At 69.9% G+C, this 14,471-nt stretch carries 13 protein-coding genes and 1 riboswitch; of the genes, 8 read left to right on the top strand and 5 right to left on the bottom strand.

Translation table 11 applies throughout. The features are described from left to right. Positions 1-42: 42 nt before the first annotated feature. Positions 43-1,215, bottom strand: coding sequence for a M20 aminoacylase family protein (locus tag KHU32_RS16015; RefSeq protein ID WP_213671163.1), 1,173 nt, complete (start codon positions 1,213-1,215; stop codon positions 43-45). A 100-nt stretch (positions 1,216-1,315) separates the two neighbouring features. After that, complete coding sequence (locus KHU32_RS16010) at positions 1,316-1,783, bottom strand: hypothetical protein (RefSeq protein WP_213671162.1); 468 nt, start codon at positions 1,781-1,783, stop codon at positions 1,316-1,318. Positions 1,784-1,885: 102 nt separating this feature from the next. Between KHU32_RS16010 and glpK the strand changes: the two genes are divergently transcribed. From glpK to KHU32_RS15985, 5 genes are all read left to right on the top strand, one after another. Then, positions 1,886-3,364 carry a glycerol kinase GlpK gene (gene glpK / locus KHU32_RS16005; RefSeq protein ID WP_213671161.1) on the top strand — a complete coding sequence of 493 codons (1,479 nt, stop codon included), beginning with the start codon at positions 1,886-1,888 and terminating at the stop codon, positions 3,362-3,364. 97 nt (positions 3,365-3,461) lie between these two features. After that, on the top strand, positions 3,462-4,049 hold the full coding sequence (locus KHU32_RS16000) for a hypothetical protein (protein WP_213671160.1): 588 nt from the start codon (positions 3,462-3,464) through the stop codon (positions 4,047-4,049). A 109-nt stretch (positions 4,050-4,158) separates the two neighbouring features. Further along, complete coding sequence (locus KHU32_RS15995) at positions 4,159-5,547, top strand: acyclic terpene utilization AtuA family protein (protein WP_213671159.1); 1,389 nt, start codon at positions 4,159-4,161, stop codon at positions 5,545-5,547. Further along, positions 5,544-5,876: an AtuA-related protein gene (locus tag KHU32_RS15990; protein WP_213671158.1), complete on the top strand. Its 333-nt coding sequence runs from the start codon at positions 5,544-5,546 to the stop codon at positions 5,874-5,876. The genes KHU32_RS15995 and KHU32_RS15990 overlap by 4 nt, the downstream gene beginning before the upstream one ends. Before the next feature lie 192 nt (positions 5,877-6,068). Beyond that, positions 6,069-8,633: a CHASE domain-containing protein gene (locus KHU32_RS15985; protein ID WP_213671157.1), complete on the top strand. Its 2,565-nt coding sequence runs from the start codon at positions 6,069-6,071 to the stop codon at positions 8,631-8,633. Positions 8,634-8,689: 56 nt separating this feature from the next. On the opposite strand, the gene KHU32_RS15980 is transcribed toward KHU32_RS15985, so the two are convergent. The 3 genes from KHU32_RS15980 to KHU32_RS15970 form a co-directional block, all read right to left on the bottom strand. Continuing rightward, complete coding sequence (locus KHU32_RS15980) at positions 8,690-9,886, bottom strand: LLM class flavin-dependent oxidoreductase (protein ID WP_213671156.1); 1,197 nt, start codon at positions 9,884-9,886, stop codon at positions 8,690-8,692. Positions 9,887-9,941: 55 nt separating this feature from the next. After that, entirely contained in the window at positions 9,942-10,820 is an 879-nt protein-coding gene (locus tag KHU32_RS15975) for a DMT family transporter (RefSeq protein ID WP_213671155.1), read from the bottom strand. 180 nt (positions 10,821-11,000) lie between these two features. Continuing rightward, complete coding sequence (locus KHU32_RS15970) at positions 11,001-11,474, bottom strand: 6,7-dimethyl-8-ribityllumazine synthase (protein ID WP_213671154.1); 474 nt, start codon at positions 11,472-11,474, stop codon at positions 11,001-11,003. 84 nt (positions 11,475-11,558) lie between these two features. Beyond that, positions 11,559-11,713, bottom strand: a riboswitch (FMN riboswitch). 107 nt (positions 11,714-11,820) lie between these two features. Between KHU32_RS15970 and pcaH the strand changes: the two genes are divergently transcribed. Genes pcaH through pcaB form a run of 3 tightly spaced genes read left to right on the top strand, consistent with a single transcriptional unit; the run spans position 11,821 to position 14,409 of the window. Further along, entirely contained in the window at positions 11,821-12,522 is a 702-nt protein-coding gene (pcaH, locus tag KHU32_RS15965; RefSeq protein WP_213671153.1) for a protocatechuate 3,4-dioxygenase subunit beta, read from the top strand. Next, positions 12,519-13,058: a protocatechuate 3,4-dioxygenase subunit alpha gene (pcaG, locus tag KHU32_RS15960; protein WP_213671152.1), complete on the top strand. Its 540-nt coding sequence runs from the start codon at positions 12,519-12,521 to the stop codon at positions 13,056-13,058. Before pcaH ends, pcaG begins: the two co-directional genes overlap by 4 nt. A 4-nt stretch (positions 13,059-13,062) precedes the next feature. Further along, positions 13,063-14,409: a 3-carboxy-cis,cis-muconate cycloisomerase gene (gene pcaB / locus KHU32_RS15955; protein ID WP_213671151.1), complete on the top strand. Its 1,347-nt coding sequence runs from the start codon at positions 13,063-13,065 to the stop codon at positions 14,407-14,409. Positions 14,410-14,471: the final 62 nt, after the last annotated feature.

The raw sequence follows: 14,471 nt of genomic DNA, 5'->3' as shown, positions 1-14,471 counted from the left end.
GGCCTGGCCTCGATCCGCCTTCACGGATCGAGGCCCGCACCGTCAGCCGCGCGACAGCTCCTGTTCGACCAGGGTCGCGAAGAAGCTCGCGCCGATGGGCAGCAGGTCGTCGTTGAAGTCGTACTTGGTGTTGTGAACCGGCACGCCGCCCTTGTCGGCGCCCGCCTGGCCGAGCTTCAGAAAGCAGCCGGGCCGCTCGATGAGCATGTAGGAGAAGTCCTCGGCGCCCATCGCCGGCGGGCGCTTGCGGATGACCTTGTCGGCCCCCATCACCTTCGCCGCCGCCAGCGCCGCGCGCTCCGTCTCCGCCTCGTGATTGACGGTCGGCGGATAGCCGCGCTTGTACTCGACCACGACCTCGGCGTCGTGCATGGCGCCGATGTTCTGGCCGATCTGCGTGATCAGCCGCTCCATCTCGTCGCGCGTCTCGGGACGCAGCGTGCGGATCGTGCCGTTGATGGTCGCCGTGTCGGGGATGACGTTGCTGGCGGTGCCCGAGTGGAACTGGCACAGGCTGATCACCGCCGAATCCAGCGGGTCGACCCGGCGCGCCACGATACCCTGGATCGCCACCACGATCTGCGCGCCGATCAGGATCGGATCGAGCGACATGTGCGGCCGCGCGGCATGGCCGCCGCGTCCCTTCACGATGATGTTCACCCGGTCCGACGCCGCCAGGATGGGACCCGCGACCACGGAGGTCTCGCCGAGCTTCAGGCCGGGGTCGTTATGGACGCCATAGACGCTGTCGCAGGGGAAGCGGTCGAAGAGGCCTTCCTCGATCATCACCTTGGCACCGGCGCCGCCCTCCTCTGCCGGCTGGAACAGGAAGTGGACCGTGCCGTCGAAGTTCTTCGTCTCGGCGAGGTACTTGGCCGCGCCCAGCAGCATGGTCGTGTGCCCGTCATGCCCGCAGGCGTGCATCTTGCCCGGCACGGTCGAGGCATGGGGAAGGCCGGTCTCCTCCGGCATGGGCAGTGCGTCCATATCCGCGCGCAGGCCGATGCTGCGCCCCGAATTGCCGCTGCGCAGCACGCCCACCACGCCGGTCCCGGCGATGCCGCGATGCACCTCGATGCCCCATTCCTCCAGCTTCTTCGCCACGACCTCGGCCGTGCGATGCTCCTCGAAGAGCAGCTCGGGATGGGCGTGGATGTCACGACGCCACTCGGTCATCTCTTCGGCGAAGGAGGCGATGCTGTTGTTCACGGGCATGGGTCGGAAATCCTGGACACAAGAAAAAAGGGCCTGCGGAAGGATCCGCAGGCCCCTGGATTTCAGACCCGCGACGGACGCGCGTCAAATCGGGAAGGCTTCAGCGCCGCTGGGGCGGGATCTCGGAGATCGAGAGCCGCGCCGGAACGCCCGTGCCGCCGCCGAACACGCCGATCCAGATGTCGTACTGGCCGGAGACCGGGCGATCGAGCACCACGCCGGGGTTCAGGTCGACCAAGTCGTCGTTGCAGACCCAGCTGCCGTCCGGCAGGTTCACGACGAGCGTCGTGTCCGCATCCGACTGCACGGAGATGTAGAGCGGGAAGCGGCCGGCCTGGTAGTTCAGGCGCACGTCCGGCGCATTGGCGATGGAGCCCGTGCAGCCATTGCCGAGGCGCTCGGAATTGATGTTGCCGCCCGCCGTCACGTCGATCGAGCGCGGATCCGGCTGGAAATTCGTCGTGAGGTCCATGGTCCCGAAGGTCGGACGCTGATTGTAATCCTGGGCCATCGACGGAAGCGCGAAAAGGCTGCCCGCCAGGGCAAGGGCGGCAATCTTGTTGACCATGTGGGGGGTTCCGTCTTCTGCTCGTTAGAAGGCGCATAGTAGGTGGCGGCCAGAAGGGGCGTCAACGGAGCTGAAGGATAACTTTATGCCCGAGAATACTTTTTGACCGCCCTTCTGGCCCTCGATCAGGGCACCACTTCGACCCGCGCGATCGCCTTCGACGCCGCCCTCGTGCCCCGCGCCATGGCCCAGATCGAGCTGCCGCAGTACTTCCCCGCCCCCGGCTGGGTCGAGCACGAGCCGGAGGACATCGCCGCCCACTCCCTGCGCGTTCTGCGCGAGGCGATGGACCGTTCCGACCACGCGCCGGCCGATGTCGCGGGCATCGGAATCACCAACCAGCGCGAGACCACCATTCTCTGGGAACGCGCCACGGGCCGCGCCATTGGCCGCGCTCCGGTCTGGCAGGATCGGCGCACCGCCGCACTCTGCGAGACGCTGCGCGAAGCGGGCCACGAACCCCTGGTGACCGCGCGCACCGGCCTGCTGCTGGACCCCTACTTCTCCGCGACCAAGCTCGCCTGGCTGCTGGACAACACGCCCGGCGCAAGGGCGGCCGCAACACGGGGCGAGCTCTGCTTCGGCACGGTGGATAGCTTCCTTCTGTTCCGCCTGACGGAGGGGCGCGTCCACGCGACCGATGCGACAAATGCGGCCCGCACCCTGCTCTTCGACATCCGTCGCGGGGAATGGGACGAGGAGATGCTGGCGCTCTTCCGCATCCCCCGCGCGATCCTGCCGGAAGTGCGGGACTGCGCCTCGCGCTTCGGCGAGACGCGGCTGCTGGGCGGCTCCATCCCGATCCTCGGCATGGCGGGCGATCAGCAGGCCGCCACCCTCGGCCAGGCCTGCTTCGAGCCGGGGATGATCAAATCCACCTACGGCACGGGCTGCTTCGCCCTGCTGGTGACGGGCGAGGAAGCCGTGGCCTCGCAGAACCGCCTGCTGACCACCATCGCCTGGCAGCTCGAGGGCCGGCGCACCTATGCGCTGGAGGGCTCGATCTTCATGGCGGGCGCGACGGTGCAGTGGCTGCGCGACGGGCTGGGCATCATCAGCCAGGCCAGCGAGGCCGGCGAGCTCGCCACCCGCGCCGATCCCGCGCAGCGCGTCCACCTCGTCCCGGCCTTCACGGGCCTGGGCGCGCCCTGGTGGGATGCGGAGGCGCGCGGCGCGATCCTCGGCCTCACCCGCGCCTCGGGTCGGGCCGAGATCTGCCGCGCGGCGCTTGAGAGCGTCGCCCTCCAGACCGCGGACCTGCTGGACGCCATGCGGCGCGACTGGCCGGCGATGGGCCATACCGTGCTGCGCGTGGATGGCGGCATGGTCGCGAGCGACTGGACCATGCAGTTCCTGGCCGACATCCTCGGCGCGCCGGTGGACCGGCCCGTCGTGCCGGAGACGACGGCACTGGGCGCGGCCTATCTCGCGGGCTTGCAAGCCGGGTTGCTGCCGCCGCCCGGCGATGCCTCCACCCATTGGCGGCGCGAGCGGCGCTTCCAACCGCACATGGCCCGCCCGGAAGCCGATCGACGCAAAGCGGAGTGGCGGGAGGCGGTGGCACGCGTGCGCAGCGGCTGAACCTGGATGCGCTGAAATTGTATTAAAAACAAAAATGCACCCATTGAGGGAATTTGCAGCCTGAGGTTGTATTCGCTCCGTCCCTGGAGACCCCTCGATGTATCGCTTCAGCCCTCTTCTCGCCCTGATGGCGTTTCTCACCGCCTGCTCGCCCGTCCGCATGCAGGAGAGCTCGTCACGCCCACCCGGGGAGGCCCGCGCGGGAGTCGGGGAAGTGATGCTGCGCGTCAGCCTGCGCGACAACCTGCCCGACGAATTCGGCGGCGCGGACATCTTCGGCCGCACGCGGGACCGCGGCTTCGTCGAGCTGCGCTACATGGGCCTGGACGATGAGGGGCGGCCGATCTTCCGCCGTCGCGAGGTGGAGGTCGAGACCAACGAGACCGTCTACCACCACATGGCCCCGCGCACGACGACGACCTTCAGCGGCCAGACCAGTTCCAGCGTCGGCATGCCGGCCAATGCCTGGCGGCCGCCCAATACGGGGTTCTTCTCCGGCCGCTCGACGACCACCGGCACCGCCCGGCCCGTCGTCGCGAGCCGCGGCGACGAGGTCGCCTTCCCGCTGGACCTCTCGCAGAGCCGCACCCTGACCCTGCGCGGCCGCTCGCTCGAGATCCTGGATGCGAATGCCTCGGGCGTTCACTTCTTCGTCGGCCCTGAGCCCGCGCCCAGCCGCAACTGAGCGCCCGCCCTACCCACCTGCTCCTCCAGGACGAACCGCGCGCGGGGAATGCCCCCGCGCATTGACCGCACCGCTGCCGCGGATCATGAGAGAAAGCCTGGAGGAGTTCATGGCAGTTAATAAATTTCTCGTCGGCAACGGCGCCGGTTTCTCGGGCGACCGCGTGGATGCGCCGCTCCCCGTCCTGAAGACGCTCATCGCCAGCGGCCTTCCCTCGGCGATGTTCTTCGAGACGCTCGGCGAACGCACCGTCGCCCTCGCCCATCTCGAGAAGCGCCGCGATCCGAATGCCGGCTACGAGCCGATGCTGGAGCGGCTGCTCGGCCCGATCCTGGCGCCCGCCAAGGAAAACAGGATCCCGCTGCTCGGCAACTGGGGCGCGGCCAATCCGCCCGCCGCCGCGCGTGCCGTCGCCAAGCTCGCGATGGAGAAGGGCCTGCCCGACCTCCGCATCGCGCTGGTCGAGGGCGATGACGTCACCGGCCTCGTGGCCGGCGGCCAGCTGCCCGTGCACGAAGCCGATGCGGGCCTCGACATGGGCGCCTGGAAGCTCATCGCCGCCAATGCCTATATCGGTGCCGAGCCGCTGGTCGAGGCGCTGCAGCAGGACGCGGATGTCGTCGTCGCCGGCCGCACCAGCGACCCCGCGCTCGCCATCGCGCCGCTCGCGCATCACTTCGGCTGGCGCTTCGACGACTGGGACGCGCTGGCCCTCGGCGCCGCGACCGGCCACCTGCTGGAATGCGGCAGCCAGGTCACCGGCGGCGTCTTCTGGGATCCGGGCTTCAAGGACATTCCGGACCCCGCGAATATCGGCTTCCCGATCGCGGAGGTGACCGCCGATGGCGGCCTCGTCATCACCAAGGCGGACAATACCGGCGGCCTCGTGGACCTGCGCACCATCAAGGAGCAGCTGCTCTACGAGCTGCACGACCCGTCCCACTACATCACGCCGGACGTGGTGCTGGACATCAGCCAGTGCCGCGTCGAACAGGTCGGCAAGGACCGCGTGGCGCTGCACAACCTTCGCGGCCAGGCACGGCCCGACACGCTGAAGGTAACCGCGAGCTTCGAGGGCAGCTGGCTCGGCGAGGGTGAGGTCTCGGTCGCCGGCCCCAATGCGCTGGCCCGCGCCCGCGCCACGGCCGATGTGCTGCTGGAGCGCCTGAAGGTCCGCGGCCTCGACATCGTGCGTGCCCGCGCCGACCTCATCGGCGTGGCCAGCGTGCATGACAGCGACGATGGCGCGCTCTGGCGTTCCTATTCGGGTCCGGAGCCGGAGGACATCCGCATCCGCCTCGCCGTCGAGGCCCATACCCGCGACGATGCGGACCAGGCCTCGCGCGAGGTGCTGGCCATGCTCTGCTGCGGCACGGCCGGCACGGGCGGCGCGCGGTGGCGCGTCACGCCGCGCATCCTGACCCGGAGCCACCTCGTCCTGCGCGAGCGGGTGCCCACCCGCGTCATCGTCCGCACCGCGAAGGAGATCGCCGGATGACCGCCACCGCCAAGAAGACCGTCCTGCTGCACGAGATCGCCCACAGCCGTGCGGGCGACAAGGGCAACCGCCTCAACATGTCGCTGATGCCCTACAAGCCGGAGCACTACGCGCTCATCGCCGAGCAGATCACGGCCGACCGCGTGCTGGCCCTCTTCACGCATCGCGGCGCCACCGGCTGCACGCGCTACGACCTGCCGAACCTCCAGGCCTTCAACTTCGTGGTGGACGAGGTGCTGGAAGGCGGCGTGAACGGCAGCCTCAACCTCGATGGGCACGGCAAGTCGAACTCCTTCCGCCTGTTGTCGCTGACGGTCGAGTTGTCATAAGGACCAACGATGGCGGGGGGCCGGCGGCCTCCCCGCCACATGCATTCAATTTCATATAATGAGTCGCATTGTACCGGGTGCGATTCGTCGTAAGCTGACACCGGCAGCCTTTGCCAATGGGTGGATCAGAGGGCGGTTCGACTTGGCGCGACATTCCTGCTCCGGCCCCCTGCTTCTCCGGCCTCCTCCGGGATGACGCCCAAGGAGCTGCTCGCCCCGCCCAGCCGACGCATGCTCGCCATCGCAGCCGCGGTCCTGCTCGGCGGCCTCGCCCTGTCGGCCGGCGCCCGTATCCTCGCCGTGCAGCTCATCCACGACCAGACCGAGCGGAAATTCGCGAGCGACATGGGCGAGGTGACGGCGGCGGTCGGCGATCGGCTGCGCGCGCATGCCGAGGTGCTGGTCAGCATGCAGGGGCTCTTTGCCTCGGTCGGCCGTGTGAACCGCTCGCAGTTCCGGCGCTACGTGGAGGTGCTCGAGCTGGGGCATCGCCATCCCGGCTTCCAGGCGCTGCAGGCCCTCCGGCGGGTGGAACCCGGCCACCTCGATGCCTTCCTGGCCGAAGTCCGCTCGGATATGAGCGTCGACCCGCGCGGCCTGCCCCAATTCGCCGTGACGCCGCCTGGGCCGCGCCTCTCCTACAGCGTCGTCGAATTCGTGGAGCCGTTGCGCGGCAACGAGAACTCCCTGGGCTTCGACGCCGGCGCCAACCCCCTTCAGCTCGACAGCCTTCGCCGCGCCACCGAGACCGGCCGGATGGTGGCGACGCCGCCCGTCCGCCTGGTGCAGGATAATTCCGGCGGGCTCGGCTTCATCCTGCGCGCGCCGATCTATCGCGTGAGCGAGCCCGTGCAGACCATCGCGCAGCGCCGCGCCGCGCTGCATGGCTTCGTCGCCGCCGTCTATCGGCTGAACGACCTGATGCGCGGCGTGCTGGGCACGCATATCCCGCAGCAGGCGCATATCCGCATTCTGGACCGCGGCTATGGCCGCACCACTCTCGAAGGGCTGCCGACCCACGAGCCGGAAGACCCCTCGGTCGCCGCCTCGCTGATGTATGACAGCCTCGAGCCCAATCTGCGGCTCGTCACGCCCGTCGCCTCCTCGCCGCTCGGCATCTCGGCCGAGCGCTCGCTGGTGGTGGGAGATCGCGTCTGGCTGCTGCAATTCGCCGCGCGCGAAGGCTCGATCTACGAGCGCGACAGCGTCGTCCCGAACCTCGTCCTCGCCAGCGGGGCGGCCATCAGCCTGCTGGCGGCCTTCCTCGTGCTGATCCTGATGCGCTCCCGCCGGCTGTCCGGCAGCCTGACCGCGCTGGGCGCCGAGCAGCGCGCGCTGGTGGAGAACCCGCTGGCCGGCATCCTCTTCACGACGGGGCGCCGGGTGGAGCGTGGCAACCACCGCCTCGCGGCCCTCTGCGGCCTGTCGCTCGAAGAATTGCCGGGGCTCGATATCGCGCGGCTTCTCGCCCGCCCCGAGGATTCCGAGGCCTTCGACGCGGCCCTCGCCCGCATCCGGGAAGGGCTGCCCGACGCCGTACAGCTCCATCTGCGCGGGTCGCAGGAGGAGCCGATCACCGTCGATGCCTTCGGCCAGCGCCTGACCGGCGGCCGCGATGCCAATGGGCAGATCCTCTGGGTCATCCAGGACAAGACCGACGCCCTGAAGGTCGAGGAGGAGCGGCGCGACCATGCCCGCGAGCTCCAAAGCGCCAATGCCCGCCTCACGGAGCTGCTGCATTCGGCCGAAGCCCGCACGCAGGAGATCGCCCTCCTCACCGAGCTCAGCGGCATCCTGCAATCCTGCATCAAGCCGGAGGAGGTCTTCGCCGCCGTCCGGGGCTATGCCGCGCGCCTTCTGCCTGACGAGGCCGGCGCGCTCTATCTGCTGTCCCCCGCGCGGGATCACGTCACGCTCGGCACCTCCTGGGGCGACCTCAAGGCCGGGGCGTCGAGCTTCGCCCCGGATTCCTGCTGGGCGCTGCGCCGTGGGCAGCCCTTCCCCCTTTCCGATGCGAGCCGTGGGCTGGTCTGCGAGCATGTCGCCCCGCATTCGGCGGAACTGCCCGACGGCAGCGTGTGCCTGCCGCTCATCGCGCAGAACAACCTGCTCGGCCTGCTCTACCGCGAGCCGGGCGTGGCCGGTCCGGAAGGTGCGGGAGCGCGCCTGGCCTCTACCCAGCTCGCCACCATGCTGGCCGAGCAGGTCTCGCTGTCGATCGCCAATATCGAGCTGCGCGAGCAGCTTCGCGGCCAGGCCCTGCGCGACCCGCTGACGGGCCTGCACAACCGGCGCTTCCTGCACGAGGCGCTGGCGCGGGAGACGGCGCGCGTGGCGCGCAACGGCAGCACCCTGGCCCTGGCGATCCTCGACCTCGATCACTTCAAGAGCATCAATGACAGCTACAGCCACGAGACCGGCGACGCCGTGCTCCGTGGTCTGGGCGATATCCTGCGGCAGGTGGCGGGGCCGAACGATGTGGTCGGGCGGCTCGGCGGCGAGGAGTTCCTGATCCTCATGCCGGGCGCCGAGCTGGCCGCCGCCCGCGCGCGCATGGAAACGCTGCTCGATGCCATCCGCGCGCTGCGCGTGCCCTGGCCCGGCGGCGTGCTGGACGGCATCACCGCCTCCATCGGGCTCGCGCTGTTCCCGCTGAATGTCGAGCGTGGCGAGGGCCTGACGGCGGCGGCCGATGCCGCGCTCTATCGGGCAAAGGCCGAAGGGCGCGACCGCGTCGTGGTCAGCGACGGCGTCTGAGGCGCCGATCCGCGACAGCCGAAGCCATCGCAGGACCGGCGCGCCCTAACGGGCGATCAGTCGCCCGGCTGCCGCTCGCGCAGCTTCAGGCGCTCCATCTCCGGAACATCCTGGCCCGCATCCACGAAGGCCTGCTTCAGGGCCTGGAGGTTGGGCGCGAAGATGCCCTCGCGGTTGGCCACGCACCATTCGCGGCTCTCGGTCTGCATGCGCAGGCTGCCCTGGAAGCGCGGCATGACCCAGCGCGCGAAGAGCTCGAAGCTGCGCAGCGTCTGCTCGCGGTCGGCCCATTCATGCGCGCGGAAGAGGATGCCGCCGGCGCCGCCCTCGGTGAAGGCGAGCAGGCGCTCGATGCCCTTGGCCACCGTCTCCGGGCTACCGACCAGCGTGGTGCCGGCCTTCAGCCCGTCGCGCAGCGGCTCCTCGGAACGCGTCGGCGGGCGGCCCAGCACCTCGCCGAAATAATCCTCGGTCTCCATGCGCTCGCCGCGGCGCACCTCGCGGATGGCGCGCTCGTCATCCTCGGCGCAATGCAGGTTCACGACCAGGCGCCAATTGGCGCGGTCCATGGTCTTGCCGTGCTTCGCCGCCTCGGCCTCCGCCAGGCGCCACTGCTCGGCGAGCTTCTGCGGGCCGCCCGGAAGACCGGCGCCGAGCGAGATGAGGCCGAGCCCGTGCTTCGCCGCCGCCAGCGCGCCCGAGGGCGTGGTGGAGGAGGCGACCTTGATGTCGAAGGTCGGGTGGGAATAGGGCGCCAGGTGCAGGCGCGCCTGGCGCAGCTCGAACCAGTCGGTCTTCACCGTGACCGGCTCCTCGCAGGCGAGGAGCTTCATGATGGCCGAGAGGGCCTCCTCCATGCGGGGCCGCTGGTTCTTGGCCTCGAGCCCCATCATATAGGCGTCGGAGATCAGCGCGCCCGGCCCGCAGCCCAGCATGGCGCGGCCGCGCGTCATATGGTCGAGCTGCACGAAGCGCTGCGCCACGAGGAACGGGTGGTGATAAGGCAGGCTGGTGACGCCGGAGCCGAGCTTGATGTGCTTGGTGCGCTCGGCCGCGGCGGCGATGATGAGCTCGGGGCTCGCGATCGTCTCCCAGCCGGCGGAGTGGTGCTCGCCGATCCAGGCCTCGTCGAAGCCCAGCGAGTCCAGCGCCACCAGCAGGTCGATGTCGCGATGGATCGCCAGCGTCGGGTTGTCGCCCAGTCGGTGGAAGGGGGCGAGGAAGATGCCGAATTTCAGACCCGCATGGGCCATGGGAACGTTCTCCGGTGGAATTTGGCCAACAGGCTGACCGCTCGGTCGGTCGAGGTCAACGCTTCCAGACGACCAAGGCGACGCCAAGGGCCGCCACCGCGGTGCCGCCGATGGCCAGCGGGCTCATGACGTCCCCCAGCACCGCCCAGGCGATCAGTCCGGCCAGCGGCGGCACGAGGAAGAACACCGAGGAGGCCCGGGCGGCCTCGCCATGCCGCAGCATCGCGAAGAGCAGCGACAGCGAGATCAGCGAGTTCACGAAGACGAGGTAGGCCAGCCCCACGAAGAATTGCGGCGCGAGCTCCACGCGCATGCTCTCCAGCCCGGCCGCCAGAGGCAGCGTCGCGATCAGGGCCACGCCGCACATCACGAGGTTGGCGGTGACGAGATCGACCGTGGGCCGGCCCTTGCGCTCCAGCAGCGCGCCGCCGGTCATCACGGCCAGCGCCACCAGCGCGAAGAACAGCCCCACCCAGCCGCTTGCCGCGAGGCCGGAGCCCGAGACGATGACCAGCCCGGCCCCCGCCATGCCCAGCAGCAGGCCGATCCATCCCCGCCTTCCCACCGGCGGGTCGCCCACGATGCTCGGTGCCAGCAGCGCCACCACCACCGGCTGCAGCCCGATGAGCAGCGCGATCGTCCCCGCCCCCATGCCATGGGCCATGGCCAGGTTCATCGAGGCGAAATAGGCGAACTGCACCAGCAGCCCCATGCGGACCAGGTGCACCAGCGTCGCGCGGCTGGGCCGGACCGGGCGCAGCACCAGCCAGAGCGGGCCCAGCAGCGCGACCACCACGGCGTAGCGCAGCACCTGCAGCGTCAGCGGCTCGACATAGGGCAGGCAGAGCTTGATGGCCGTGAAGCCGCCCGACCAGAGCGAGACGAAGAGGATGGGCGCGGCCGTCAGCCAGGCCGGGCGCGCGGTGGTGCTCAAGGCATCGACACCCTCGACGATCGACGGCCAGCGGAGCCGCCTTCGATCAGAGGCCTGCCCCGGCTTCCATCGCGTGTCATCCGACGTTCCCCTCACCCCCGATATCGACGGGGATGAGGGAAGCTTCCGTCCGAACCGTCGGGGCCGCAAGCTCGTGCAAGCCGCCCCCCGGGCTCGGACTCAGGCGGCCTGCCGCAGGCCCGTCAGCGCGGCGAGCGCCGCGACCGTATCGAGGCAGGCGGTGGCCGCTTCCTTCCCCTTCACGAGGAAGTGGTCGCTGAAGAAGCGCTGATGCTCCTCGTGATCGTGGAAATGCTGCGGCGTCAGCACCGCCGAGATCACCGGCACCTCCGTCTCCAGCTGCACGCGCATCAGCGCGTCGATCACGGCGCCGGCCACGAATTCGTGGCGGTAGATCCCGCCATCCACGACCAGCCCGCAGGCCACGATCGCGGCATAGCGGCCGGAACGCGCCAGGAGCTTGGCGTGCAGAGGGATCTCGAAGGCGCCCGGCACCGTATGGACGTCGATGCGGCCGGCCGGCACGCCGCGGCGTGCCATCTCCGCCAGGAAGGCTTCCCGCCCTTGGCCGACGATGTCGCGGTGCCAGCCGGATTGGATGAAGGCGAAACGGGTGTTGTCAGTCTGATTCATGCTTCCCTCTTCGGGTTGAGACCTGAATCAGGGCGCACGATTCCCCGCCGCCCCGGCCGCAAGCGCGATCGGGCCGGCATGGCATCGCGCTCTCTTCCATCCGGACTATGACCGTCGGCTCCGGGATCGCACCGGATCTGCTGACCCCGCCCCTCCAGGGAGGAACGGGCGCTCGCGGGCTGAGGCGATCGCTCGCCATCACCGCCGGTGGGGATTTCCACCCCGCCCTGAGAACGCTTGCCCCGGGACATCCCGGTGCAGGTGCAACATTGTCCCGCAACGCCGCCTTGGCAACCTTCGTCGATCGGTTTGATGACGCTCGCCCTAGACCCCTAGAATGGTCCGCATGACCGATCCGACCCCCTATGCCCGTGCGGTCCCCGGCAGCCAGCCGCCCCTCGACAGCCCGGATTACGGCAGTACCCATCGAAGAGCGCCGAAGCAGGAGCCGATCCGCGCGCCCGTCACGCTGACGGAGGCGAGTTCCCCGCGCTTCGCCCTGCCCTCCCACGCCGATCTCTCGGTGGTCGACGGCCATGCGGCGATGGGCGAGCGCATCATCGTCGCCGGCCGGGTCCTCGACGAGCGCGGCGCGCCTTTGCGGGGCTCCATGGTCGAGATCTGGCAGGCCAATTCGGCCGGCCGCTACCACCATGCCCGCGACCAGCACGACGCGCCGCTCGACCCGCATTTCTCCGGCCAGGGCCGCGTCTTCACCGATGACGAAGGCTGGTACCGCTTCACCACCATCCGCCCCGGCGCCTATCCCTGGCGCAACCACCACAATGCCTGGCGGCCGACGCACATCCATTTCAGCCTCTTCGGCCACGGCTTCGCCCAGCGCCTCGTCACGCAGATGTATTTCCCCGGCGATCCGCTGCTGGCGCTCGATCCCATCTTCCTCGCAACCGCCGACGAGGCCGCGCGCGACCGGTTGATCGGGAAATTCGACCTGGACATCACCCGGCCGGAATTCGCGCTGGGCTACCGCTTCGACATCACCCTGCGTGGTGAGGCCGCGACGCCCTTCGAGGAGGGCCGGGCATGAGCACCGCCACCGCCCATCAGACCGCCGGGCCCTTCTGGCACCTCATCGACTTCCCCGAATGGTCCGACCTGCTGCGCGAGGACGGGCCCAATGCCGGCATCGCGGGCGAACGCATCACCCTGCAGGGTACCGTGACGGACGGCGACGGCGCCCTCGTCACCGACGCCATGATCGAGATCTGGCACGCCGACCCGGAAGGCCGCTACGACGGCGCCTTCCAGGGCTTCGGGCGCTGCGGCACCGATGCCGGCGGACGCTTCCGCTTCACCACCCTCAAGCCAGGGCCCGTGCCCGGCCGCGGCAACACGCTTCAGGCGCCGCATGTGCAGATCGCGATCTTCGCGCGCGGGCTGCTGCGCCACCTCACCACGCGCCTTTATTTCGCCGACGATCCCCTGAACGAGAGCGATCCGCTGCTCGCGCTGGTGCCGGTCGAACGGCGCTGCACCATGATCGCAACGCCGGTCATCCCTGGAACCTGGCAGCTCGACATCCGGCTGCAGGGCGGGGCGGAAACCGTCTTCCTGGAAGTCTGATCCCATGCCTGTGAATCCCGCCGACTCGCCCGTCTTGGGCGCGCTCTACGGTACCGATCCCATGCGCGCCGCGATGGGCGAGCGCGCCTTCCTCCAGCGCATGCTCGACTTCGAGGCCGCCCTGGCCCGCGCCCAGTCGCGCCTCGGCATCGTGCCGGCCGAGGCGGCCGCCGCCATCACCGCGGCCGCCGCCGTCGACGGGCTGGACTTCGCGGCGCTCGCCGAAGCCACGCGCAACACGGGCTATCCCGTGGTCGGGCTGGTGAAGCAGCTCACCGCCGCCTCGGGCCCCGAGGCCGGCCGCTGGACGCATTGGGGCGCCACCACGCAGGACGTGATGGACACCGCCGTCGTCCTCCAGATGCGCGACGGCCTGGCCCTCATCCGCAGCGAGCTGCTGGCGGTGAACGCCGCGCTGGGCCGGCTGGCGCGGCGGCACCGCGCGACCATCATGGCGGGGCGCACGCATCTCCAGCACGCGCTGCCGGTGACCTTCGGCTACAAGGTCGCGGTCTGGCTCTCGCCGCTGCTGACCATGGTGGAGCGCCTCGACCAGCTCCGCCCCCGCGTGGAGCGGCTGGAACTGGGCGGCGCGGCCGGCACGCTGGCCTCGCTGGGCGAGCAGGGCATCGCCGTGCAGCGCGAGCTCGCGCGCGAGCTCGACCTCGCCTGCCCGGACATCCCCTGGCATGTCGCGCGGGACGGCATCGCCGAGGCGGTGAACTTCCTCGGCCTCGTCTGCGGGTCGCTCTCCAAGATCGCGACGGATGTGATCCTGCTGATGCAGACCGAGGTCGCGGAGGTGAACGAGCCGCATGTCTTCGGCCGGGGCGGCAGCTCCACCATGCCGCAGAAGCGCAACCCGATTTCGTGTGAATACATCATCGCGCAGTCGCGCGGCGTGCACGCGCTGGTGCCGCAGGTGCTGGCCGCGATGGCGCAGGACCAGGAACGCGGCACTGGCCCCTGGCAGACCGAGATGCTGGCCATCGGCCAGGCCTTCAACCTCACCCATGGCGCGCTGGCGCAGGCGCGCTTCCTGGCGGAAGGCATGGTCGTGGACCCGGCCCGGATGCGGAAGAACCTCGCGGCCACGGGCGGCCTCATCGCCTCGGAGCAGGTGATGATGGAGCTCGCGCCCGTCCTCGGCCGCGGCGAGGCGCATCACCTCGTGAACAATGCCTGCGACGCGGCCATCGCCCAGGGCATCCCGCTGGCCGAGGCGCTGCGCCGGATGCCCGAGATCTCGTCGCGCGTGGAAGCCTCGGCGATCGAGGCCATGTGCGACCCGGAGAACTACCTCGGCAGCGCCACCGCCTTCGTCGACCAGGTGCTTGCCCGCCTGCGTTGATCGGCGTGGCGTGCCCGGGGGCAGTTCGCTATCCTCGGCGGACTGCCTCAGGAAGGGACGCG

The sequence above is a fragment of the Roseococcus pinisoli genome (assembly GCF_018413645.1).
Classification (GTDB): domain Bacteria; phylum Pseudomonadota; class Alphaproteobacteria; order Acetobacterales; family Acetobacteraceae; genus Roseococcus; species Roseococcus pinisoli.
This window is presented reverse-complemented; position numbering and strand designations above follow the sequence as displayed.